The organism is Rhodopseudomonas palustris (assembly GCF_003591005.1).
Classification (GTDB): domain Bacteria; phylum Pseudomonadota; class Alphaproteobacteria; order Rhizobiales; family Xanthobacteraceae; genus Rhodopseudomonas; species Rhodopseudomonas palustris_K.
Window position 1 is genome coordinate 61018 of sequence record NZ_QYYD01000018.1, and the last position, 22415, is coordinate 83432.

Below are 22415 nucleotides of genomic sequence, written 5' to 3' on the forward strand. Positions count from 1 at the left end.
GTGGCGACACGCGCGCCGCGCTGAGGGAGGCTTCGTCATGATCTATGAATCCCGGACGTATCGCTGCGTGCCTGGCCGGCTACCGGCGCTGCTGAAGCGGTTCGAGACAACGACGTTGCGGCTGTTCGACAAGCATGGCATCCGCGCGATCGGGTTCTTCACCACGCTGGTCGGCGCCTCCAATCAGGAACTGACCTATCTGCTCGCGTGGGAAAATCTCGCCGAGCGCGACCAGAAATGGACCGCTTTCGTGACCGACCCGGAATGGGTCGCGGCGAGGGCGAAGAGCGAAGAGGACGGTCAGATCGTCGAGACCATCGCCAACCAGCTGCTGACGCCGACGGCGTTCTCGGCGATGAAGTAATCGCGTCGGCATTCATGAAAGCTTCGGACTGATGCCCGGCGGTCTCGACCATCTCGTGCATGCGGTGCGCGACCTCGATGCGGCCGCGGATGCGTATCAAGAACTCGGCTTCACCGTCGGCACCCGCAATCGTCATCCGTGGGGCACGCATAACCGCATCATTCAGCTCGATGGCTTCTTCATCGAGATCCTCACCGTCGCCGAACCCGAGAAGATCGAGCCGCACCGCGACGGCGGCTACTCGTTCGGCGCTTTCCAGCGCGATTATCTGGCGAAGCGCGAAGGGTTGTCGATGCTGCTGCTCGCCAGCAGCGATGCGGCGGAAGATGCACGCAGCTACGCCGCAGCCGGGATCGGCGAGGGCGACGTGTTCAGCTTCGCACGGCAGGGACTGCGGGGCGACGGCAGCGCGGCGCAACTCGGCTTCTCGCTTGCTTTCGCGCGCGATCCGCTATCACCGGACGCCGGCTTTGGGGTGTGTCAGCATTTGCATCCTGAGAATTTCTGGAGCCCGGCGTTTCAAGCCCACGCCAATACGGCGCAGGCCGTTGCCGGCGTCGTGATGGTGGCCGACAATCCGACGGATCATCATATCTTTCTCGGCGCCTATACCGGCCAGCGCGATCTGCATGCGACCTCGAGCGGCGTCACTGCGCGGACGCCGCGAGGTGATATCACCATCGTGGAACCGGTTTCGTTCCGCGATCAATACGGTGTCGACCTGGTCGCGGACGACACCGGCGCGCGCTTCACCGGATTGCGCATTGCGGTGAGGGATGTGGGCGTGGTTGAACGCCTGCTGCAGCAAAATGCGGTCGAGGCGACCTGCCATCTCGGCCGGCTGATCGTGCCGGATCTGTTCGGCGCGACGCTGATCTTCGAACAAGGAATCGTCCGGTGAACAAAAGCACTGCACCCGCGTCCGTGGTGGCCGCGGGCCACGTCAAGTTCGGCAACGCGCTGCCGCTGTCGATCATTGCAGGGCCATGCCAGCTGGAGAGCCGGGCGCACGCGCTCGAGGTCGCTTCGGCGCTCAAGGAGATCGCCGAGCGGCTCGGCGTCGGGCTCGTCTACAAGACCTCGTTCGACAAGGCCAACCGCACCAGTGCGGCGAGCGCGCGCGGCATCGGGATCGATGCGGCGCTGCCGATCTTCGCCGAAATCCGCGACAGCATCGGGCTTCCCGTCCTGACGGATGTGCACGAGAACGAGCAGTGCGCGCGCGCCGCCGAGGCGGTCGACATCCTGCAGATCCCCGCGTTCCTGTGCCGGCAGACCGACCTGCTGCTCGCCGCGGCGGCGACCGGCAAGGTCGTCAACGTCAAGAAAGGCCAGTTTCTGGCGCCGTGGGACATGGGCAACGTCGTCGCCAAGATCACCCATGGCGGCAATCCCAAAGTGCTGGTGACAGAGCGCGGCGCCTCGTTCGGCTACAACACGCTGGTGTCGGACATGCGCGCGCTGCCGATCATGGCGCGGACCACCGGCGCGCCGGTGATCTTCGACGCGACGCATTCGGTGCAGCAGCCGGGCGGCAAGGGGACGTCGTCGGGCGGCGAGCGCGAATTCGTGCCGGTGCTGGCGCGTGCGGCGGTCGCGGTCGGCGTTGCCGGCGTGTTTATCGAGACCCATCCCGATCCCGACCACGCGCCGTCGGATGGTCCCAACATGGTGCCGCTGCGCGATTTCGAAAGCCTGCTGCGGACCCTGATGGAGTTCGACGCGCTGGCCAAGAAGCGTCCCGGCAACGGGACCGTCTGATGGGGCACAGCGACGGCGCGAGCGCACCGGCGGCTTTGCCGCCGGCGCTGAACATCATTGCGCTGTCGGGCTTCGCGGCTAGCCTGTCGACACGCGCGCTCGACCCGGTGCTGCCGCGCATCGCCTCGGAGTTCTCCGTGTCGATCACTACGGCGGCCGGCCTCGCCGCGGTAAGCGCCTTCACCTTCGCTGTGGTGCAGCCGGCGATCGGCGCGCTGGCCGACATGTTCGGCAAGGCGCGGCTGATGATCGTGTGCCTGGCACTGCTCGGCTTCTCCAGCCTGCTGGGCGCACTGACAACGTCGTTTGAACTGTTGTTTCTGTGCCGCATCCTGGCCGGCATCGGCTCGGGCGGCGTCTTCCCTGTGGCGCTCGGGCTGACCGGCGATCTGGTTGGCCCGGAGCGGCGCCAGGTCGCGATCGGCCGCGTGCTTGGCGGCTCGATGACCGGCAATCTGCTCGGGGCATCGGCCGCCGGCGTGATCGGCGACGTGCTCGGCTGGCGGGGCGTTCTCAGCGTGATCGGGATGCTGGTGATCGTCGCCGCGCTGGCGGTGGCGTTCGGCTTTCGCGGCAAGCCGATCAAGGCCGGCGCGCCGATGGATTTCGCCGGCCTGCGCCGCAGCTATCGCATTATCTTCAGCAATCCGAACGCGGCGATCTGCTTTACCGCGGTGCTGATCGAAGGCACCTGCGTGATGGGCACGTTCCCTTTCGTCGCGGCCTTCCTGCACGAGCTCGGGCAGGAGTCGCTGGCGATCGCCGGGCTGGTGATCGCCGGCTTCGCGGTCGGCGGGCTGCTGTACACGCTCACCGTGGCGCGGCTGCTGCCGCGCCTCGGCGTCAACGGCATGATGATCGCCGGCGGCGCGCTGGTCGGTCTGCAACTCGCGATCATCGCGTTCGGCCCGCGCTGGCAGGCGCAGGCGCTGGCGTACGTGGCGATGGGCATGGGCTTCTACATGCTGCACGGCTGCATCCAGGTGTTCGCCAGCGAACTCACCGAGAATGCGCGCGGCACCGCGATGTCGCTGCACTCGTTCTTCTTCTTTATGGGGCAGACCACCGGTCCGATCGCCTATGGCTTCGGGCTCGGTCATCTCGGCAAAGTTCCGACGCTGCTCATCGCAGGCGCCACGATGCTGGCGCTTGGGCTGGTGCTGGCGCGCATCCTGCGCGCTCGGCCGCCGGCGGATGCAAATGTCGGCGAGCCGCGGTTGTCTTGAGCTGGAGTAGCGGAAATCGCCGCCGTCACCATGCCGCTCAGTGCTTACGCGTGCGACCCAGTTCGGTCAGAGCCCAACGAAGCTCGCGGTCGGCGACACGCAGGCGGACCTCGTCCGAAGCCAACGCGGCCAATGCGCTCAGCGTTTGTGTCTGCTCCGAACTGAGCTTGCGCGGCTCGTAGTCGATCACGCAGATCGAGCCCAGCGGAAATCCATTGCGATCGAGCACCGGCGCACCGGCGTAGAACCGAAAATGCGGATCGCCTGCCACCGCTGGATTGCTCGCGTAACGCTTATCGATCGCCAAATTCTCGACGCTGAACACCCCCCGCTGCAGGATCGTCTCGTTGCAGAACGCCCAGCTCCGCGGGGTCTCACTCATACCGAGCCCCTGACGGGATTTGAACCATTGTCGGGTCGGGGTCAGCAGCGTCATCAGCGAGACCGGCATCCCCAAATTCTGACTGGCGAGCCAAGTCAAACGATCGAAGGTTTCCTCCGGCGCGGTGTCGACGAGGCCAGTGCGCTCCAAGGCGATCAACCGCTGGCCCTCATTCGCGGGCACTGGGAAGCCGGCTGGGATTCCAGTTGGCGCCAACTCGGGGGCGTCCACGAGTATCTTCCTAAGCGCCTCGGGGAGATCCTGTGGCGAGTCGATGCGCGCCGGTCCCCTGATGGCATCGGCTTCGCGCATAACCGGACCGCCCACGACAATGATCCGCGCCGGCCCAACGGCCGGATTGGCTGTGAGATTGCTGAGAAACCCGCGGCGCTCGGCATTGTCCTCACTCAGATCGACCACGACAGCGGCTGGAAGCCGCGCGCCGACTGCAAAGGACGCCGATAGAGCCTCGCTATGCAGGTCAGCGGAGCATTCAGCAGCAGACGACAAAAGCCGTTCGTAAAGCGGGAGCCGGGCAGGCGGAGCCAGGACGACCACCACCGCAGATGCAGCCGCCACAGCGGGATTCGTCTGCTTCATCAGCGCGACGACATCGGCGCGGGATACGCGTCGATGACCCCCCGGGGTCTTCCATGAGGTCAGGGATCCGCTTTCGACCAGCAATTGCGCCGTGCGCACCGAGATTCCGAGCAATTTTGCTGCTTGTGAGGTGGTGAGAATGTCTGGTTCCATCGCTCGCTGTCCCTTGGGCCTCCCGCCCGCAATCGTAACAGCGAGCCGTTCACCGACATCTAATTATCACAACCGGCTGAATCAAATAAAAGTGATGTAATTGCTAAATTTGATAGATTTGATACTCAGAGACTCTGATCAAGGAGACTCGAATGATCAAATCTCACGTTCATTTCCAGGCTGCCCGGACAGCGCGGTCGCTGCACTCCCTTTCGCAGCTGTTCAGTGGCCAAGCGTCCGCGCCGGTAGGGCTTGCTCTCGTGCACCTCGGGAAAGCGCCGACCATCCTCGTTGCTGCTGTCGTCGTGCTCGGGCTGGCCATCGCCTGCACCAGGCAGATGCGGCTTCGACGTCCCGCCGACGAGGCGCCAAGCGCTCCGGACGCTTAGGGCCAGCGATTTAGCAACCTCACGTTCCCCACTCATCTCGACACAAACCAACGGAGTGCTTCCCATGACGATTTCCAGTCTCGTAATGGATTCAGCCGGCCCGCGCGGCGCCGGCCAAGCCGAAGGCCACTATGATTTCATCGTTTGCGGCGCCGGTTCTGCAGGGTCGGTGGTCGCCTCACGACTGGCCGAGAACTCCGAGGTCCGCGTACTGTTGATCGAGGCGGGCGGAAGCGACGATATCTCGGAGGTGATGGACCCCGCCCAGTGGCCGCTCAATCTCGGCTCGGAGCGCGACTGGGGCTTCGTGGCCCAAGCGAACCCGCACCTCAACGGCCGTTCGATCCCGCTCAACATGGGCAAGGTCCTCGGCGGAAGTTCAAGTATCAACGTCTCAGTGTGGGCACGAGGTCACAAGAACGACTGGGAGTATTTTGCACGCGAGGCCGGCGATCCCGCCTGGGGCTACGAGTCGGCGCTCGGCATTTATCGCCGAATCGAGGACTGGCAGGGCGCGCCGGATCCCGTGCGCCGAGGTCACGGGGGACCGGTCCATGTCAAATCGGCGGCTGATCCGCAGCCGGTTGCCGTGGCAATGGTCGAGGCCGCGGCATCGTTGGGCGTACCGGCATTCGACTCGCCAAACGGCGAGATGATGGAAGGCCGCGGCGGCGCTGCGATCTCCGAACTCATCGTCCGGGACGGACGGCGCGCGTCGATTTTCCGCAGTTACGTGCAGCCGCGTCTGGGACAGCCCAATCTCACGGTGCTGCCGCATGCCACAGTCAGCAAGCTGGTGTTTTCGGGTACGACGGTCGTTGGCGTGGAGGTCGTCGTCGGCTCGCATCAACGCCGCTATTTCGCCGACCGGGAAGTCATCCTGTCGCTAGGCGCGATCAACACGCCGAAGCTGCTGATGCAGTCCGGCATTGGACCGGAGGACGAACTGAGGCGGCACGGCATTCCCGTCGTCGCGCATCTTCCCGGAGTCGGCCAGAACCATCAGGATCACGTGTCGTTCGGCTGCATCTTCGAGTATCGCGAGCCGCAGCAGATCGGGCACGGCGGCTCGGAAGCGACCTTGTACTGGACCAGCGATCCCGGACTCGACCGGCCGGACATGTTTCACTGTCAGGTCCAATTTCCGGTGCCCAGCGCCGAGACGGCGGCACTCGGCGTGCCGAAGCACGGCTGGACGATGTTCGCAGGATTGGCGCAACCCAAGAGTCGTGGAACGCTGCGACTGTCGGGGCCCGATGCAGGTGATCCGGTTCTGATCGACGCCAACACGCTGTCGCATCCCGACGACCTCGCGATGGCGCGGTTGAGCATCGAACTGTGTCGCGACCTCGGTAACAGCGCGGCTTTCGGCAGTCTGGTAACCCGCGAAGTGTTGCCTGGGAAATGCGACGCCGCAGCGCTGCAGCAGTTCGCGCGGAGCGCCGCCGTCACCTACTGGCACCAGTCCTGCACCGCGAAGATGGGGCGCGATCCGATGTCGGTGGTCGACCATCGCCTCAAGGTCTACGGTATCGAGAAGCTTCGGATCGCCGATGCGTCGATCATGCCTCAGGTCACCAGCGGCAACACGATGGCGCCCTGCGTTGTGATCGGTGAGCGCGCCGCCGACATGATCAAGGCGGCGCACCGCGTCTAGACTGAGCCGCAGTGCAATGTTCCGGTTCGCCGTTTTGCGGTCGAGCATGGCGTAAAGCGGGAGGAGCCGACTTGGCTTGGTTGCTCGAGGCGACCGCCTCGGTCAGCCACGGCTTCGGGCTGTCACATCTGGGCACACCGGCGGATGCCGCCGAGGCCGGTTCCATGGGATAGCCGCAAGATGGCCGCATCGCGCGTGCCGGCTTGCCACGAATAACGGTTAGTATACGCAACATCGGGTATCGAATCGGGTCGATGGGACGCGATCTAACTGGGTAGGGCGTGAATGACGAAATTGACGAAGCCTCGCACGCCTGGGATGCCGCGCCTGAGGACAGCGGCGCTGTGCGCCGTCGCGGCCTCGCTGGCATTCACGCTGCCGGCCGGCGACGCGGTGGCCAAGCGCGCGAAGGCTGCTCCGGTCGAGGCTGTTGCGCCGCGCGAGGCCGGCGAGCCGATCATGGCGATCGTGTCGATCAAGTCGCAGCGCGTGACGCTGTATGATTCCGAGGGCTGGATCCTGCGTGCCCCCGTATCGACCGGCACCACCGGCCGGGAAACTCCTGCGGGCATCTTCGCGATCGTTGAGAAGGACCGCGATCATCGCTCGACGATGTACGACGATGCCTGGATGCCGCACATGCAGCGCATCACATGGAACGGCATCGCGCTGCACGGCGGCCCGCTGCCCGGCTACGCGGCGTCGCACGGCTGCGTCCGGATGCCGTTCGGTTTCGCCGACAAGCTGTTCGACCAAACCCGCATCGGCATGCGGGTGATCATCTCGCCGGACGATGCCGCACCGGTCGACATCAGCCATCCGGCGCTGTTGCAGCCGAAGCCGGAGGCGATCGCCGCCGCGCCTGGCCGCGTCGCAACGGCTGCCCGCGAGGCCGAAGAGGCTGCGAGCGCTGCTGATGAAGCCAAGAAGGCAGCCGCCGTCGCGGCGCGCGAATTGGCGCCGCTGAAGGCGACGCTGGCGAAGCTGCAGAAGCAGAAAGCCGCCGCCGAGGCCGGGCTGAAGCGCGCCGACAGGCAGCTTGCCGGCGCCAAGACCGACGATGCCAAGGCGCGCGCCGAGGAGGCGCAGCAGAAGGCCGCGCAGCAAGTCGGCGAAGCGGCCGCTCAGCTCGAGGCCGCGAAGGCCGACGCGGAGTCGAAACGCGCGGTCGTAGATGCCACCAAGGAAGCTGCCAAGGTCGCGCAGGCCAAGAAGACCGAGACCGCCCGACTTGCGACCGACGCCAAGCTCGCGCTCGAGCCGGTGTCGATCTACATCAGCCGCGATACCCAGAAGCTCTATGTTCGCCGCAACACCCACAAGCCGGCGCCGGACGGGGGCGGCGAGGTGTTCGACACCAGCATCGAAGTGCCGGTGACGATCCGCGACCCCGACCGGCCGATCGGCACGCACATCTTTACCGCGATGGCGCGCAGCGGCGATGGGTTGCGCTGGAGCGCGGTGAGCATCGATGGCCCAGGCACCGCGACTGAGGCGCTCGACCGCATCAGCATTCCGCAGGAGGTGCTGGACCGGATCGGACCGACTGCGCTGCCGCGTTCGTCGATCGTGATCTCGGACGAGCCGCTGAGCGCGGAAACCAATTACCGGACCGAGTTCGTCGCGGTGCTGAGCCATCAGCCGCAGGGCGGCTTCATCACCCGCAAGCCGACGCCGCCGGTGATGGTCGCCGACCGCAACGACGGGTGGGACGACAATTTCTTCGGCGGCATGTTCGGCCGCGATCCGGAGCCGCCGATGGATCCCCGGCAGCGCCGCCGCGGCGGTGGCCGCGCCTATTATCCGCAACAGCAGCCGCAATGGGGCGGCTGGCAGAGCTGGTAGGGGCTAGGCCGATGTCGCTGACGCTGTCGAAGGCATCGCAATGACGCGGGTGAGGAGATCGCGATCGCCCATCAGGGCGCGCTTCTCCGGCTTGCTCAGCCATGTCACGACTTCATCGAAACGCTCCGCGTCATCGACCTTGGCGCGAGCAAGCGCATAGTTGGCTTCGACGCGGCCGCGCGGGCGCGGCGGCTCGTGCGCGAGGCCGGCAAGATGCAGATCGAACAGTCGGCGATCGTTGCGCAGCATGACCAGCGGGTCTTCATCGTTGGATGAAGGCAGCGTCGGGGCGATCGCGTGGACCCGGGCGAGGATCGGCGGCGGGGCGAGATCTTCCGGCGTCGCCAGCAGCGCGGGCCGTGCCGAGGTGGATCGATTGGTGATCATCGCCACCGGAATTGCCAGCACCAGGCCGACGACCACCGGCGTCATCCACCAGAACAGCGGCCATGACACCAGCAGCGCGCTGACCGCCATGGCGAGGCCGATGACGGTCGGCAGCGCGTAGCGGCGGACGACGTCGCGGAATGGGATTGAGCCGTCGCCGCGGTGCTGCAACTGCCAGCCGGAATCCTGGCCCATCAGGATCTGCGCGACGGCGGTGGACTGGAAGATCATCATCACCGGCGCGGTGAGCCCCGACATCAGCGTCTCAGCGACGAGGCCGACCATGGCCCGGAAACCGCCGCCGAACCCGTGCCGGGTATCGCGGCGGATCAGCACCAGACACAGCGCCAGCAGCTTTGGCAGGATCAGCAACCCCATCGTCGCGACAAACACCCAGGCGGCGCGGACCGGGTCCTGCGCCGGCCATACTGGAAACAGCGAGAAGTTCTTCGGGAAGTATTCAGGCCGGACATACTGCGCCTGCAGCGAGATCAGGATGCCGGCGACCAGAAACAGCAGCCACATCGGCGCGGTGATGTAGGCGCCGATGCCGGTCAGGAAATGCAGTCGCGATACCCAATGCAGGCCGCGCGCCGGCAGAATCTTGGCGTGCTGCAGATTGCCCTGGCACCAGCGCCGGTCGCGCGCCGCGAAGTCCAGCAGGGTCGGCGGCACTTCCTCGTAGCTGCCGCGCAGCGTCGGCGCCATGTGGATGCGCCAGCCGGCGCGGCGCATCAGCGCGGCTTCGACGAAGTCGTGGCTCAGGATACTGCCGCCAAACGGCTTGCGTCCCGGCAGGATCGGCAGGCCAGTGCAGGCGGCGAAGGCGGCGACCCGGATGATCGCGTTGTGGCCCCAGTAGTTGCTCTCCGAGTCGTGCCACCAGGCGACACCGGCAGCGATCATCGGCCCGTACATCCGGCCGGCAAACTGCTGCAGCCGCGCGAACAGCGTGCGGGCATGCACCACCACCGGCAGCGTCTGGATCAGCGCTACGTCGGGATGACGCTCCATCGCCGCCGCGAGCCGGACCAGCGCGTCGCCGGTCATGACGCTGTCGGCGTCGAGAATGACCATGAAGTCGTAAGCGCCGCCGAACCGCTTGACCCAGTCCTCGATATTGCCGGACTTGCGCGCGTGATTGTCGGCGCGGTGCCGATAGAACAGCCGGGCATCGTTTGTCGCGAGCGCGAGGAAGCATTCTTCTTCATGCGCCCAGACGGCGGGATCGGTGGTGTCGCTGAGGATGTACCAGTCGAACTGCGCGCCGCTGCCGGTGGCGTCCACGGACTCGCGGGTGGCCTGCAGCCGGGCCAGCACGGTCTGTGGGTCTTCGTTGTAGGTCGGCAGCAGCATCGCCACCTTGCTGTTCACCGACGGCAGCGGGCCGTCGGGGTCGATATCGAGCGTGTCGCGCCAGCCGCGCAGCAGCGCGGCAAAGCCGGCGAGGCTCGAGACGAACGACAGCGACACCCACGCGAACAGCGCGGCGAACAGCACGAGGACGATGCCTTCCAGGATGGTCACGCCGCCGACCTTCAGCACCTCGTACATTTCGTCGACGCCCGCAAAGGTCAGGATCGCGGTTGCGATCATCACCAGCGCCCGGCGCCAGCGGCCGGTGCGGGCCGGCGAGGGATCGATGGCGCGTGCAGGGGCCTCGGCGAATGACTGCACCGGCATCGCCAGCGGCGCTTCGGCGGGCAGGGGATCGGGCAGCAGCGCCGGCGGAGAGGCGGTCTCGACAGCCGTCATCTGCGGGGTCACGGGACCCACCGATAGACCCAGACTTCAGTCAGCGCGGTGTCGCCTTGCATCAGCAGGGCTCGCAGCTCGATCGGCGGCTGATCGATCATCAGGTTGAAGCTGAGCCGCCAGCCCTCGATCAGCGGATTAGGCACGGCGACGACGTTGCGGATCTCGCCTTTGTTGGTCATGACATGGCCACGGACCGAAGCGGGATCGAGTCCCTTCAGTTTGTCGCCGGTGATGTCGAGCACGAACAGCCGGTCGCTATCGCCGCGCGCGCTGACGCCGGTACGGGTGAAACGCGCCAGGGCAGACGGCTTGGGCGTGTCCGGTCCCCAGTGCAGCCGATACGTGTAGATGTGCTCGCCCTTGGCGCGCAGCGGCCCCTTCGGCTCCCAGAACGCCGCGATGTTGTCGTGCACTTCTTCCTTGGTGGGGATCTCCACCAGCTTGACCACGCCTTCGCCCCAGTCGCCGATCGGCTCGGCCCACAAACTCGGCCGCATCTCGAAGCGCGATTCCAGATCCTGATACGCGTCGAATTTGCGCTCGCGCTGCATCAGGCCGAAGCCACGCGGATTCTGGTCGGCGAACGAGCTGATCTGCAGATCGCGTGGATTGTTGAGCGGCCGCCAGAGTTGTTCGCCGCGGCCGTTGAAGATTCCGAGCCCGTTGGAATCGTGCACGGCCGGACGAAAGTCCGCGGCGTCCGCGGGATCGTTCGGCCCAAAGAAGAACATGCTCGTCATCGGCGCGAGGCCTGCATGCTGCAGATCGACGCGCGGGTAAACAGCGGCTTCGACGTCGAACACCGTGGTGTCGCCCGGACGAATGGTGAAGCGATACGCGCCGGCGACGCTTTTGCTGTCGAGCAGCGCGTGCACGACCATCGATGACGCGTCGGGCGACGGCCGTTCCAGCCAGAACGCCTTGAACAGCGGAAACTCCTCGCCGCCGCTCTGTCCGGTATCGACGGTCAGCCCGCGGGCCGACAGGCCGTACTGCTCGCCCTTGGCCACCGCGCGAAAATACGACGCGCCGAGGAAGACGCAGAGTTCGTCGTAGTAATCTGGCCTGTTGATCGGGGCGTGAATGCGGAATCCGCCGAAGCCGAGATCTGTATCGGGCGAAGGCGGCGACGTGTCGCCGAACGAGAAGTCGCCAGGACGATACGGAATTGCCTTGGCCTGACCGGCCGCGACCTCGAAGATGTTGACGCGGTTAGCGTAGAGAAAGCCGCGGTGAAAGAACTGCACCTGAAACGGCAGTCCATCACTGCGCCACAGCGCGCGCTCGGGATTGAAGCGGATCGCACGGTAGGCGTCATAGTTGAGGTCGGCCAAAGGTGAGGGCAGCTTGGCGTCGGGGGCCTGATACGGCTTGCCGGCGAGCTCACGCGCCAGTTGGCGCACCACCGAAGGATCGAAAGGTTGGGGTTTGTCCGCTGCTTGCGCGAACGCCGTGCCGGCCTGGGACTGCAACAGCGGAATCGCTGCAAGGCCTGTGAGAACTTGCCGACGATTCAATTGGCCGCTCCGAAGTCGAGAAAGTTCCGAGCCAACGCTCCCGACCTCGTGAAGTTCCCGTCGCGATAGGCGCGGCGCTTACCCCCGACCCCGATACGTCGGGACACCCTGATCGGGCACCCACAGGCCTTTTGGCAGCCGGCCGGTTTGCCAGAACACGTCGATCGGCATGCCGCCGCGCGGATACCAGTAGCCGCCGATACGCAGCCATTTCGGCTTGATGGCGGCGACGATGCGTTTGCCGACCGACACGGTGCAGTCCTCGTGAAAGCCGCCGTGGTTGCGGAAACTGGCGAGGTACAGCTTCAGCGCCTTGGACTCGACCAGCCAGGCTCCCGGCGCGTAGTCGATCACCAGATGGGCAAAATCCGGCTGGCCGGTCACCGGGCACAGCGAGGTGAATTCCGGTGCGGTAAAGCGCACCAGATAATCGGTGTCGGCCTGCGGGTTTGGCACGCGGTCGAGCCGCGCCTCGTCCGGGCTGGTCGGCCATGCGACGGCATGGCCCAGTTGCAGGCTTTCGGACTGCGAGGTGTTGCGGGCGGGTTTGGATGCGGTCTTCGCCATGGGGTCTCCGTTGGGTCGTCGTCCTAAAGCATTTTCCGGCTAAGGGGAATTCGGTGGGGACGGCGGCTTCGCCGTTGGTCGGGAGAGGTCCGGCCGGCCTTTTCCGGGCGGGTCCCATGCTGTAGAAGCTGCGCCAACTCCAGTTCCCAAACATTTCAAGAGGCATCCATGACCGCCATCGTCGACATCATCGGCCGCGAAATCCTCGACAGCCGCGGCAATCCGACCGTGGAGGTCGATGTCGTGCTCGAGGACGGTTCGGTCGGCCGCGCCGCGGTGCCGTCGGGGGCCTCGACCGGCGCCCACGAGGCGGTCGAGCTGCGCGACGGCGACAAGGCCCGCTATCTCGGCAAGGGCGTGCTTAAGGCGGTCGAGGCCGTCAACGGCGAGCTGTTCGACGCGCTCGGCGGCATGGACGCCGAAGCTCAGGTGCAGATCGACCAGACCATGATCGAGCTCGACGGTACACCGAACAAGGGCCGGCTCGGCGCCAACGCCATCCTGGGCGTGTCGCTCGCGGTCGCCAAGGCCGCTGCCTCGTCGTACGATCTGCCGCTGTATCGCTATGTCGGCGGCACCTCGGCGCGGACGCTGCCGGTGCCGATGATGAACATCATCAACGGCGGCATGCATGCCGATAACCCGATCGACTTCCAGGAATTCATGATCATGCCGGTCGGCGCGCCGAGCTTCGCGGATGCACTGCGCGCCGGTTCGGAAATCTTCCACACGCTCAAGGGCGAGCTGAAGAAGGCCGGCCACAACACCAATGTCGGCGACGAGGGCGGCTTCGCGCCGAACCTGCCGTCGGCCGACGCCGCGCTCGACTTTGTCGTCTCGGCGATCGGCAAGGCCGGCTACAAGGCCGGCGACGACGTGATGCTGGCGCTCGACTGCGCCGCCACCGAATTCTTCAAGGACGGCAACTACGTCTATGGCGGCGAGAACAAGACCCGCTCGCGCTCCGAGCAGGCCAAGTATCTCGCCGATCTCGTGTCGCGCTACCCGATCGTGTCGATCGAGGACGGCATGAGCGAGGACGACATGGACGGCTGGAAGGAGCTCACCGATCTGATCGGTGCTAAGTGCCAGCTGGTCGGCGACGACCTGTTCGTCACCAACGTCACGCGACTCGAAGACGGCATCAAGAACGGCCGCGCCAATTCGATCCTGATCAAGGTCAACCAGATCGGTACGCTGACCGAGACGCTCGCTTCCGTCGAGATGGCCCACAAGGCCGGCTACACCGCGGTGATGTCGCATCGCTCGGGCGAAACCGAAGACTCGACCATCGCCGACCTCGCAGTCGCCACCAATTGCGGGCAGATCAAGACCGGCTCGCTGGCACGCGCCGACCGCACCGCCAAGTACAACCAGCTGCTGCGCATCGAGCAGGAGCTGGGCTCGAGCGCGCACTACGCCGGCAAGGCAGCGCTGAAGGCGCTGCGCTAGGGCGACGGTGCTGCGATCGAGCGAAGGTTTGCGGCCTTCAATCGCTGGTAGTTTGCTCACAACCTCCGTCATGGCCGGTCTTGTCCCGGCCATCCACGCCTTTTTCTGCATGTCCGGCAGCAAGGCGTGGATGCCCGGCACAAGGCCGGGCATGACGCGTGGATAGGAAAGTGCCTAAGAGCGTTTCCGGTCAGCCTCGCGGAGTGAGCAAGATGACGACGGGTTGATGTGGTCGGCCTTGAACCCTGCGCGCGGCTGCATCATGGTGCAGCCGCAACAACGCGCTGGGAGAGACACGTGACCGAGGCCATCACCGGACTGCAATTGCGCTCGCTGATCAAGGCGAGCGGCGACCTTGAAGTCTCGCTGCTGCCGGTGAGCGTTCCGGAGCCCCGTCCCGACGAAGTCGTGGTCCGGATCGAGGCGACCCCGATCAATCCATCCGACCTCGGCCTCTTGTTCGGCGCCGCCGACATGTCGACCGCCAAGGCGTCCGGCACCGCCGATGCCCCGGTAATTACCGCCAAGGTGCCGGAGGCCGCGATGAAGGCGATGGCCGGACGGCTCGACGAGTCGATGCCGGTCGGTAACGAGGGCGCCGGCACGGTGATCAAGGCCGGCAGCTCGGATGCGGCTCAGGCTCTGCTGGGCAAGACGGTGGCGATCATCGGCGGCGCGATGTACGCGCAGTACCGGCTGATCAAGGCCGCCGACTGCCTGAAGCTGCCGGACGGCACCACCGCGGCCGAGGGAGCCTCGGCTTTCGTCAATCCGCTGACCGCGCTCGGCATGGTCGAGACCATGCGGCGCGAGGGCCACAAGGCGCTCGTGCACACCGCCGCGGCCTCGAATCTCGGCCAGATGCTGAACCGGATCTGCCTCAAGGACGGCATCGATCTGGTCAACATCGTCCGCAGCGACGCGCAGGCGAAGCTGCTGCGGGACATCGGAGCGAAGCACGTCGTCGACTCGACCTCGCCGAACTTCATGGCCGAACTGACCGACGCGCTCGCGACGACCGGCGCCACCATCGCGTTCGATGCGATCGGCGGCGGCAAGCTCGCCGGCCAGATTCTGACCGCGATGGAGGCGGCGATCGCCAAGACGTCGAAGGAGCCTTACAGCCGCTACGGCTCCAACGTTCTGAAGCAGGTTTACATCTATGGCGGCCTCGACACACGCCCGACCGAGATCGTGCGCAACTTCGGCATGATCTGGGCGGTCGGCGGTTGGCTGCTGTTTCCGTTCCTGCAGAAGATCGGCGCGGCCGACGCCGGCAAGCTGCGGGCGCGCGTCGCCGCCGAGATCAAGACCACCTTCGCCAGCCACTACACCCGCACGGTGTCGCTGAAGGAGGCGCTGACGCTCGACGCCATCGCCATCTACAACAAGCGGGCGACCGGCGAGAAATTTCTGATCGATCCGACCAAATAAACGCCGCGATCGCCTGCAAATCATGCTGGCTGAGGTTGCGAATGAGATTTATTCTCAATCATCACGGCAAAGCAGGACATAAACATGGATCAGGTGGCTGAACGGCGTCCGTCGGAATTGGCTGACGCGACCTCGGCGTTGATCAAGCATATCGTCGGCGCGATCGAGCAGGCCGCGGTGGTGATGGAGCCGTTCTATCATCTCGAATTCGTCGGCATCTTTCCCGCGCTGGTCTATGCGGCGATGCTGGCGGGGCTGCCGCGCAACAACGACTATCGCCCGATGCACGGCCGCAGCAGGGGCAACGACCTTGCCGACGGCACCCATACTCGCGTCAAGATCGATCTGTTTCCCGAATACATTCGCCATCTTCCGCCGGAGCAACGCTCGGTTTGGCGCATGGTCGGCGACGCGCTGTGCTCCGAGCCGGTGAAGAATGCGTTCCGGCGCAAGCTGGCGCCGGCGCTGGAAAAGCGGTTTGGGCCTGGCGCGCAAGAGGTGGGAATGTTTCCGATCCCGATCCTGACCCGCGACGTTCCGGGCTACAAGATCACGCCGCACACCGACACGCATTGGAAGGGCATCACCGTGCAGCTCTATCTGCCGCAGGATGAAGCCCACACCGACATCGGCACGATCTTCCACGACATTAAGCCCGACGGCTCGATGCCGAAGGCGCGGCAGATGAAGTTCGCGCCGAATTCCGGCTACGCCTTCGCGGTCGACAAGCACACCTGGCATTCCGCCGACACCGTGCCGGCCGGCGTCGAGACCCGCGACAGCATCCTGCTCACCTACTTCGTCGATCAGGGCGTGCTGAAAGTCCTGCGCAACCGCGGCAAGCGCGTCGGCAACTTCCTGCTGAACGAAATCCGCGCGCGGACTTAAGAAGCACCGTCATTGCGAGGAGCGGAGCGACGAAGCAATCCATGCCTCTCGTGGGGCGCTGGATTGCTTCGCTTCGCTCGCAATGACGGCGGTGCGTTAGTTTAGCGCTCCGCCGTCGCCAGCTTTGCACCTAACGCCACGAACGCCGCGGCGAAGCTGCGGCGCATCCAGGTCAACACTTTCGGCCTGGTAATAACGTGGTCGCGCAGCCACGCGGCGAACAGGCCGTAGATCACGAATACCACGAACGTCATCAGCATGAAGATGGCGCTGAGTTCGATTATGCGGCCGAGCGGATGCGCGTCGTCGGCCGCCACGAACTGCGGCAGGAAGGCGAGGAAGAAGATCGACAGTTTCGGGTTGAGAATGTTGATCAGCACCCCCGTCACCGTCATCTGCAACGCCGACGGCGCGCCGACATCGGTTTCGACGCTGAGCGGGCCGCGCTCGCCGAGCGTCTTCCAGGCCATGTAGAGCAGATAGGCCACGCCGAGATATTTGAAGGTCTGGAATGCCACCACGCTGGTGTGGAGCAGGGCGGCGAGGCCGAGGATCGCCGCTGCCATGTGCGGGACGATGCCGATGGTCGAGCCGAACGCCGCGATGACGCTGGCCCTGGAGCCGCGCGATAGGCCGGCAGCCAGGGTGTAGAGCACGCCGGTGCCCGGCGATGCCACCACGATCAACGAGGTGAGAACGAATTCAGCGCTGATCATGGCAGGGTCCCGCTGTTGCGACAGGCTTGCAATTTCGCGTCAGGCGCGGAAACAGTGCCACGGCAAAATCGGCGGATCGACTGCAAAATTGGAGACGCGAATGGCTGGACCCCTGGCCGGCATCAAGGTGATCGAGATCGCTCAGGCAATCGCTGGGCCGATGGCCGGCATGATCCTCGGCGACATGGGCGCCGACGTGATCAAGGTCGAGAAGCACGATGGCGGCGACGATGCCCGGCACTGGGGCCCGCCCTTCGTCGACGGTGATTCATTGCTGTTCCACACCTACAACCGCAACAAGCGCTCGGTGACGCTGGACATCAAGAACCCGGCCGACGTGGCCCGGCTCAAGGAACTGGTCAAGGATGCCGACATCCTGATCCAGAACCTGCGCTCCGGTGTCGTGGCAAGCTGCGGCATCGGGCCGGACGTGCTGTGCGCGGTCAATCCGCGGCTGATCTACTGCTCGGTGTGGGCTTTCGGAAAAACCGGCCCGCTCAGCAGGGAGCCGGGGTTCGATCCGCTGCTGCAGGCCTATGGCGGGGTGATGTCGCTGACCGGCCAGCCCGACCATCCGCCGACGTTCTGCGCGCCGCCGATCAACGATCGCGCCACGGCGCAATGGTGCGTGATCGGGGCTCTGGCGGCGCTGCAGCAGCGCCACGTCACCGGCAAGGGTTGCGTAATCGATACCTCGCTGTTCGACACCGCGGTCGGCTGGGTCGACATGTCGCTCAGCGGCTATCTGCTCGACGGTGAGGCGCCGGTTCGGCACGGCACCGCCAGCGGCACGCTGGCGCCGTATCAGGTGTTCGAAACCGCCGACCGGCCGATCGTGATCGCCGCCGGCAATGACCGGCTGTTCGCGCGCTGCGCCGAGGTGCTCGGCCATCCGGAATGGAGCAGCGACGAGCGGTTTGCCCGGGTACGTGACAGGCAGGCGCATCGGCCGGCGTTGATCGCGTTGATGCAGCCGGTGCTGCAAACGCGCACCGCTGGAGCCTGGCTGACGGCGCTGAAGAGCGCCGGCGTGCCGGTCAGCCCGGTCAACGACATCCCCGAGCTGGCCGCCACCGAGCAACTCGCGGCAGCCGACCTGCTGCGCGACATGCCGGAGACCGGCCTCAAGGTCGCCGGTCTGCCGATCCTGTTCGACGGCGAGCGGCCACATCCGGAGCTGAATACGCCTAAGCTCGGCGCGCACAATGACGAGGTGCTGACCGCGCGGGTCGACGCGGCGGAATAGATCACAACTTCGTCAATTCGGCGCGCGGGCGGTTTGTTGTCGTGCCCGCGCTGCCCACACGTCAATTAGGGTCCCGCCGCCTTCGGCACTTCATTCCAATCAGGATCAACCTATGCCCAACCCGTACCGCGTCGCTGTCGTCATCGGCAGCCTGCGCAAGCAGGCGTTCTCGCTCCGTGTCGGAGAAGCGCTGGCCAAGCTCGCGCCCGCCACGCTGAAGCTCGACATCGTCACGCTGCACGATCTGTCGTTCTACAATCAGGATCTCGAAGCCAGCGCGCCCGCGGACTGGATTGCGTTTCGTGACAAGATCAAGAGTGCCGACGCGGTGCTGTTCGTCACCCCGGAATACAACCGCTCGATCCCAGGTGTGCTGAAGAACGCCATCGACGTTGGCTCGCGGCCTTACGGCCAAAGTGCGTTCGACAAGAAGCCCGCCGGCGTGGTGTCGAATTCGCCGGGCGCGATCGGCGCATTCGGTGCCAATCATCACCTGCGGCAGTGCCTGACCTTCCTCAACATGCCGGTGCTGCAGCAGCCGGAGGCCTATGTCGGCGGCATCGGCGACGCCTTCAACGAGCAAGGCGAACTGGTGAAGGACTCGACGCGCGAGTTTCTGCAGAAGTACATCGACGCCTTTGCCGCGTGGGTGGCGCAGCAGTACAAGTAAGCCAGCCGGGCGGAGCGGGCTCCGCAAAGCAACTCCGCCCGTCCTTCTGCGGCATATCCGATATGCCGGGCGGTGCGGCGTTAGCGCCGCGTTAACCGCGTCGCGGCATGGTCACGCCATGGTCACCCGCAGTCGTCTCAAATCCATTCTCGCTGGTATCGCGCTCTACGCGATCGCCTCTGCTGCGATCGCGTATTTCGGCATGAACGCCTATACGGGCCGCTACGGCCTGACTGCGCAACAAGAGCTGGATCAGGAGATTATCGCGCTGACCTCCGAGTTGGTGCGATTGAAGGCTGAGCATGCCGAAGGCGAGAAGCGCGTGGCGCTGCTGCGTTCCGAGCGACTCGATCCCGATATGCTCGACGAGCGCGTGCGTTATCAGCTCGACTTTGCGCATCCCGCTGATCTGGTCCGGATGAATCCCGCCCGCTGATCGCACGCTAGTCGCATATTCCAAAAACGGAGATAAACGATCGCGAAAATTTCGCTTCGTTGCACTGCGGCACAACGTTTTGCGTGCTGCGGCACGCGGCTCCTTTTACAGCGCAATAAGTTACGGTAGAGAGGCTGATCTAATCTCTCATCGGAAACGCCATGGCCGTAGCAAAGAAGAGCGCCGCGAAAGAGACGGGGCAGGACACGTCGTCCGCGCCGAGCAAACCGCGGGTCCCGGACTTCTCCAAGGAACAGGAGCTGCACGCCTTCCGCGACATGCTGCTGATCCGCCGCTTCGAAGAGAAGGCCGGCCAGCTCTACGGCATGGGTGCGATCGGCGGCTTCTGTCACCTCTATATCGGCCAGGAAGCCGTCGTCGTCGGCATGCAGATGACGCTGCGCGAAGGCGATCAGGTGATCACCGGCTATCGTGATCACGGCCACATGCTCGCCTGCGAGATGGACCCCAAGGGCGTGATGGCGGAGCTGACCGGACGCCGCGGCGGCTACTCCAAGGGCAAGGGCGGCTCCATGCACATGTTCAGCCTGGAGAAGCACTTCTACGGCGGCCACGGCATCGTCGGCGCGCAGGTCTCGCTCGGCACCGGCATCGCGTTCGCCAACCGCTACCGTGACAACGGCAATGTGTGCCTCGCCTATTTCGGCGACGGCGCGTCCAATCAGGGCCAGGTCTACGAGAGCTTCAACATGGCGGAGCTGTGGAAGCTCCCCGTGGTCTACGTCATCGAGAACAACCGCTACGCGATGGGCACGTCGGTGACGCGCTCGTCGGCGCAGACCGACTTTTCCAAGCGCGGCGTGTCGTTCAACATTCCGGGCGAGCAGGTCGACGGCATGGACGTCCGCGCCGTCAAGGCGGCGGGCGAAAAGGCGGTCGCGCATTGCCGCGCCGGTAACGGTCCCTACATCCTAGAGATGCAGACCTATCGCTATCGCGGCCACTCGATGTCCGATCCGGCGAAGTACCGGACCCGTGAGGAGGTCGACAAGATCCGCAACGATCAGGATCCGATCGAGCAGGTGCGGCAGCGCCTGCTGCAGCATGGCATGACCGAAGACGACCTCAAGAAGATCGACGCCGAGGTTCGCAAGATCGTCAACGAGTCGGCCGATTTCGCGCAGAACGATCCGGAACCGGATCCGTCCGAACTTTACACCGATGTGTATCGCTGACCTTTGCACCGGCGCCTGCGCGCCGGTCCCGCTTTCCTGCCGCCTTGCGGCGATCCCGCGCAAGATCTGACTGCGGAGCCCCGATGCCTACTCAAATTCTAATGCCCGCGCTGTCGCCGACCATGGAAAAGGGCAACCTTTCGAAATGGCTCAAGAAGGAAGGCGACCAGGTCAAAAGCGGCGACGTCATCGCCGAGATCGAGACCGACAAGGCGACGATGGAAGTCGAAGCCGCCGATGAAGGCACGCTCGGCAAGATTCTAATCCCCGAGGGCACCAACGACGTCGCGGTGAATACCCCGATCGCCACCATTCTGGGCGACGGCGAAAGTGCCGCGGATGCCGACAAGGCCGCGCAATCCGCGCCGCCAGCCGCCGAGCCGGAAGCCGCGCAGGCGAAGTCCGCCGCGGCTCCTGCGCAGCATGCGCCGGAAGCGCCGAGGGTATCGGCAGCTGCCGATCCGGATATCCCGGCGGGCACCGAAATGGTGACGCAAACCATCCGTGAAGCGCTGCGCGACGCGATGGCCGAAGAGATGCGCCGCGATGCCGACGTGTTCGTGATGGGCGAAGAGGTCGCCGAGTATCAGGGCGCCTACAAGGTCACGCAGGGCCTGCTGCAGGAATTCGGCGCCCGCCGCGTGATCGATACGCCGATCACCGAGCACGGCTTTGCCGGCGTCGGCGTCGGTGCCGCGATGACCGGGCTGAAGCCGATCGTCGAATTCATGACCTTCAATTTCGCCATGCAGGCGATCGACCAGATCATCAACTCCGCGGCGAAGACGCTGTACATGTCGGGCGGCCAGCTCGGCTGCTCGATCGTGTTCCGCGGCCCCAACGGCGCGGCCTCCCGCGTCGCCGCGCAGCACAGCCAGGACTACTCGGCCTGGTACTCGCAGATCCCCGGCCTCAAGGTGATCGCGCCCTCGACCGCGGCCGACTACAAAGGTCTGCTCAAGGCTGCCATCCGCGATCCCAACCCGGTGATCTTCCTCGAGCATGAGATGATGTACGGGCAGTCCGGCGAAGTGCCGAAGCTCGACGACTTCGTGCTCCCGATCGGTAAGGCCAAGGTTGCTCGCGAAGGCAAGCACGTCACGCTGATCTCGTGGTCGCACGGCATGACCTACACGCTGAAGGCGGCCGAGGAACTGGCGGGCGAGGGCATCGAGGCCGAAGTGATCGATCTGCGCACGCTGCGTCCGCTCGATACCGACACCATTATCGCATCGGTGAAGAAGACCGGTCGCGCCGTGACGATCGAGGAAGGCTGGCAGCAGAACGGCGTCGGCGCCGAACTCGTCGCCCGCATCATGGAGCACGCCTTCGACTATCTCGACGCGCCGGTGACGCGCGTCTCCGGCAAGGACGTGCCGATGCCCTATGCCGCCAATCTCGAAAAGCTGGCGCTGCCGAGTGTCGCCGAAGTCGTCGAGGCGGCGAAGGCCGTCTGTTATCGGTAGCCGCCATGGCCGGCCCCAAGCAACAGCCGCTGCCGCCCGACGTCGAGGGACGCGAGGACGCCACCGAGGTGCTGCGCGCCTTCGTGCTCGACGGCGGACTGTCGATCGCCTTCATGCGCGCCTTCGAGGAGCCCGAGATGTGGGGGCTGCTGCTGGTCGATATCGCCCGCCACGCCGCGCGCGCCTACTCGCGCGAGAGCAACTACACCGAGGACGAAGCGCTGGAGCGCATCGTCGAGATGTTCGAGTCCGAGATCGCGCGCCCGTCCGATTTGGGCAGCACGACCGAACGGCCCCAATAAGGT

20 protein-coding genes are annotated in these 22415 nt (G+C 65.3%); 15 read left to right on the forward strand and 5 right to left on the reverse strand.

The window, feature by feature from the left end; all coding sequences use genetic code 11:
* The first annotated feature begins 37 nt into the window (after positions 1-37).
* From D4Q52_RS17475 to D4Q52_RS17490, 4 genes are read left to right on the forward strand one after another with little or no spacing between them, the layout of a single operon-like run.
* Positions 38-364 carry an NIPSNAP family protein gene (locus tag D4Q52_RS17475; RefSeq protein WP_119857848.1) on the forward strand — a complete coding sequence of 109 codons (327 nt, stop codon included), beginning with the start codon at positions 38-40 and terminating at the stop codon, positions 362-364.
* 31 nt (positions 365-395) lie between these two features.
* Positions 396-1265: a VOC family protein gene (locus D4Q52_RS17480; protein WP_119857849.1), complete on the forward strand. Its 870-nt coding sequence runs from the start codon at positions 396-398 to the stop codon at positions 1263-1265.
* Positions 1262-2125 (forward strand): 3-deoxy-8-phosphooctulonate synthase, encoded by an 864-nt coding sequence (kdsA, locus tag D4Q52_RS17485; RefSeq protein WP_119857850.1) that lies wholly within the window; start codon positions 1262-1264, stop codon positions 2123-2125. The genes D4Q52_RS17480 and kdsA overlap by 4 nt, the downstream gene beginning before the upstream one ends.
* Complete coding sequence (locus tag D4Q52_RS17490) at positions 2125-3351, forward strand: MFS transporter (RefSeq protein WP_119857851.1); 1227 nt, start codon at positions 2125-2127, stop codon at positions 3349-3351. Before kdsA ends, D4Q52_RS17490 begins: the two co-directional genes overlap by 1 nt.
* A 37-nt stretch (positions 3352-3388) precedes the next feature.
* Here the strand turns inward: D4Q52_RS17490 and D4Q52_RS17495 are convergent, their stop codons facing one another.
* A complete protein-coding gene (locus D4Q52_RS17495) occupies positions 3389-4486 on the reverse strand; it encodes an excisionase family DNA-binding protein (RefSeq protein ID WP_119857852.1) in 1098 nt (365 codons plus the stop codon).
* 474 nt (positions 4487-4960) lie between these two features.
* Between D4Q52_RS17495 and D4Q52_RS17505 the strand changes: the two genes are divergently transcribed.
* Complete coding sequence (locus D4Q52_RS17505) at positions 4961-6532, forward strand: GMC family oxidoreductase (protein WP_234831234.1); 1572 nt, start codon at positions 4961-4963, stop codon at positions 6530-6532.
* A gap of 285 nt (positions 6533-6817) precedes the next feature.
* Positions 6818-8377, forward strand: a complete 1560-nt coding sequence (locus D4Q52_RS17510) for a L,D-transpeptidase (RefSeq protein WP_425328493.1) — start codon at positions 6818-6820, stop codon at positions 8375-8377.
* A 3-nt stretch (positions 8378-8380) separates the two neighbouring features.
* Here D4Q52_RS17510 and mdoH read toward each other — a convergent pair whose 3' ends face one another.
* From mdoH to queF, 3 genes are all read right to left on the reverse strand, one after another.
* Positions 8381-10519 carry a glucans biosynthesis glucosyltransferase MdoH gene (gene mdoH / locus D4Q52_RS17515; RefSeq protein WP_119857856.1) on the reverse strand — a complete coding sequence of 713 codons (2139 nt, stop codon included), beginning with the start codon at positions 10517-10519 and terminating at the stop codon, positions 8381-8383.
* Positions 10520-10527: 8 nt separating this feature from the next.
* A complete protein-coding gene (locus D4Q52_RS17520) occupies positions 10528-12039 on the reverse strand; it encodes a glucan biosynthesis protein G (RefSeq protein WP_119857857.1) in 1512 nt (503 codons plus the stop codon).
* Between the two features lie 78 nt (positions 12040-12117).
* On the reverse strand, positions 12118-12606 hold the full coding sequence (gene queF / locus D4Q52_RS17525) for a preQ(1) synthase (RefSeq protein WP_119857858.1): 489 nt from the start codon (positions 12604-12606) through the stop codon (positions 12118-12120).
* Positions 12607-12774: 168 nt separating this feature from the next.
* Here queF and eno point away from each other — a divergent pair, with 168 nt between their 5' ends.
* The 3 genes from eno (at position 12775) to D4Q52_RS17540 (ending at position 16380) form a co-directional block, all read left to right on the forward strand.
* Positions 12775-14058, forward strand: coding sequence for a phosphopyruvate hydratase (gene eno / locus D4Q52_RS17530; RefSeq protein WP_119857859.1), 1284 nt, complete (start codon positions 12775-12777; stop codon positions 14056-14058).
* Between the two features lie 297 nt (positions 14059-14355).
* Positions 14356-15492 (forward strand): zinc-binding dehydrogenase, encoded by a 1137-nt coding sequence (locus D4Q52_RS17535; RefSeq protein WP_119857860.1) that lies wholly within the window; start codon positions 14356-14358, stop codon positions 15490-15492.
* A gap of 84 nt (positions 15493-15576) precedes the next feature.
* Positions 15577-16380, forward strand: coding sequence for a hypothetical protein (locus D4Q52_RS17540; protein ID WP_119857861.1), 804 nt, complete (start codon positions 15577-15579; stop codon positions 16378-16380).
* Between the two features lie 101 nt (positions 16381-16481).
* Here D4Q52_RS17540 and D4Q52_RS17545 read toward each other — a convergent pair whose 3' ends face one another.
* Positions 16482-17096 (reverse strand): LysE family translocator, encoded by a 615-nt coding sequence (locus D4Q52_RS17545; RefSeq protein WP_119857862.1) that lies wholly within the window; start codon positions 17094-17096, stop codon positions 16482-16484.
* Positions 17097-17196: 100 nt separating this feature from the next.
* On the opposite strand from D4Q52_RS17545, the gene D4Q52_RS17550 reads away from it, so the two are divergent.
* From D4Q52_RS17550 to D4Q52_RS17575, 6 genes are all read left to right on the forward strand, one after another.
* Positions 17197-18342 (forward strand): CaiB/BaiF CoA transferase family protein, encoded by a 1146-nt coding sequence (locus D4Q52_RS17550; RefSeq protein WP_119857863.1) that lies wholly within the window; start codon positions 17197-17199, stop codon positions 18340-18342.
* A 112-nt stretch (positions 18343-18454) separates the two neighbouring features.
* Positions 18455-19012: an NADPH-dependent FMN reductase gene (locus tag D4Q52_RS17555; protein ID WP_119857864.1), complete on the forward strand. Its 558-nt coding sequence runs from the start codon at positions 18455-18457 to the stop codon at positions 19010-19012.
* Positions 19013-19130: 118 nt separating this feature from the next.
* Positions 19131-19448, forward strand: coding sequence for an FtsB family cell division protein (locus D4Q52_RS17560; RefSeq protein WP_119857865.1), 318 nt, complete (start codon positions 19131-19133; stop codon positions 19446-19448).
* Between the two features lie 161 nt (positions 19449-19609).
* Entirely contained in the window at positions 19610-20644 is a 1035-nt protein-coding gene (pdhA, locus tag D4Q52_RS17565) for a pyruvate dehydrogenase (acetyl-transferring) E1 component subunit alpha (RefSeq protein WP_119857866.1), read from the forward strand.
* 83 nt (positions 20645-20727) lie between these two features.
* Positions 20728-22110, forward strand: a complete 1383-nt coding sequence (locus D4Q52_RS17570; protein WP_119857867.1) for a pyruvate dehydrogenase complex E1 component subunit beta — start codon at positions 20728-20730, stop codon at positions 22108-22110.
* A 5-nt stretch (positions 22111-22115) separates the two neighbouring features.
* On the forward strand, positions 22116-22412 hold the full coding sequence (locus D4Q52_RS17575; protein WP_119857868.1) for a DUF5076 domain-containing protein: 297 nt from the start codon (positions 22116-22118) through the stop codon (positions 22410-22412).
* Positions 22413-22415 lie beyond the last annotated feature (3 nt).

What these genes read in the sequence shown, in the direction of transcription:
- D4Q52_RS17475 (WP_119857848.1), top strand. Translation starts at nt 38, where the DNA reads ATGATCTATGAATCCCGGACGTATCGCTGCGTGCCTGGCCGGCTACCG.
- D4Q52_RS17480 (WP_119857849.1), top strand. Translation starts at nt 396, where the DNA reads ATGCCCGGCGGTCTCGACCATCTCGTGCATGCGGTGCGCGACCTCGAT.
- D4Q52_RS17490 (WP_119857851.1), top strand. Translation starts at nt 2,125, where the DNA reads ATGGGGCACAGCGACGGCGCGAGCGCACCGGCGGCTTTGCCGCCGGCG.
- D4Q52_RS17495 (WP_119857852.1), bottom strand. Translation starts at nt 4,486, where the DNA reads ATGGAACCAGACATTCTCACCACCTCACAAGCAGCAAAATTGCTCGGA.
- D4Q52_RS17505 (WP_234831234.1), top strand. Translation starts at nt 4,961, where the DNA reads ATGGATTCAGCCGGCCCGCGCGGCGCCGGCCAAGCCGAAGGCCACTAT.
- D4Q52_RS17510 (WP_425328493.1), top strand. Translation starts at nt 6,818, where the DNA reads ATGACGAAATTGACGAAGCCTCGCACGCCTGGGATGCCGCGCCTGAGG.
- mdoH (WP_119857856.1), bottom strand. Translation starts at nt 10,519, where the DNA reads ATGACGGCTGTCGAGACCGCCTCTCCGCCGGCGCTGCTGCCCGATCCC.
- queF (WP_119857858.1), bottom strand. Translation starts at nt 12,606, where the DNA reads ATGGCGAAGACCGCATCCAAACCCGCCCGCAACACCTCGCAGTCCGAA.
- eno (WP_119857859.1), top strand. Translation starts at nt 12,775, where the DNA reads ATGACCGCCATCGTCGACATCATCGGCCGCGAAATCCTCGACAGCCGC.
- D4Q52_RS17540 (WP_119857861.1), top strand. Translation starts at nt 15,577, where the DNA reads ATGGATCAGGTGGCTGAACGGCGTCCGTCGGAATTGGCTGACGCGACC.
- D4Q52_RS17545 (WP_119857862.1), bottom strand. Translation starts at nt 17,096, where the DNA reads ATGATCAGCGCTGAATTCGTTCTCACCTCGTTGATCGTGGTGGCATCG.
- D4Q52_RS17550 (WP_119857863.1), top strand. Translation starts at nt 17,197, where the DNA reads ATGGCTGGACCCCTGGCCGGCATCAAGGTGATCGAGATCGCTCAGGCA.
- D4Q52_RS17555 (WP_119857864.1), top strand. Translation starts at nt 18,455, where the DNA reads ATGCCCAACCCGTACCGCGTCGCTGTCGTCATCGGCAGCCTGCGCAAG.
- D4Q52_RS17560 (WP_119857865.1), top strand. Translation starts at nt 19,131, where the DNA reads ATGGTCACCCGCAGTCGTCTCAAATCCATTCTCGCTGGTATCGCGCTC.
- pdhA (WP_119857866.1), top strand. Translation starts at nt 19,610, where the DNA reads ATGGCCGTAGCAAAGAAGAGCGCCGCGAAAGAGACGGGGCAGGACACG.
- D4Q52_RS17570 (WP_119857867.1), top strand. Translation starts at nt 20,728, where the DNA reads ATGCCTACTCAAATTCTAATGCCCGCGCTGTCGCCGACCATGGAAAAG.
- D4Q52_RS17575 (WP_119857868.1), top strand. Translation starts at nt 22,116, where the DNA reads ATGGCCGGCCCCAAGCAACAGCCGCTGCCGCCCGACGTCGAGGGACGC.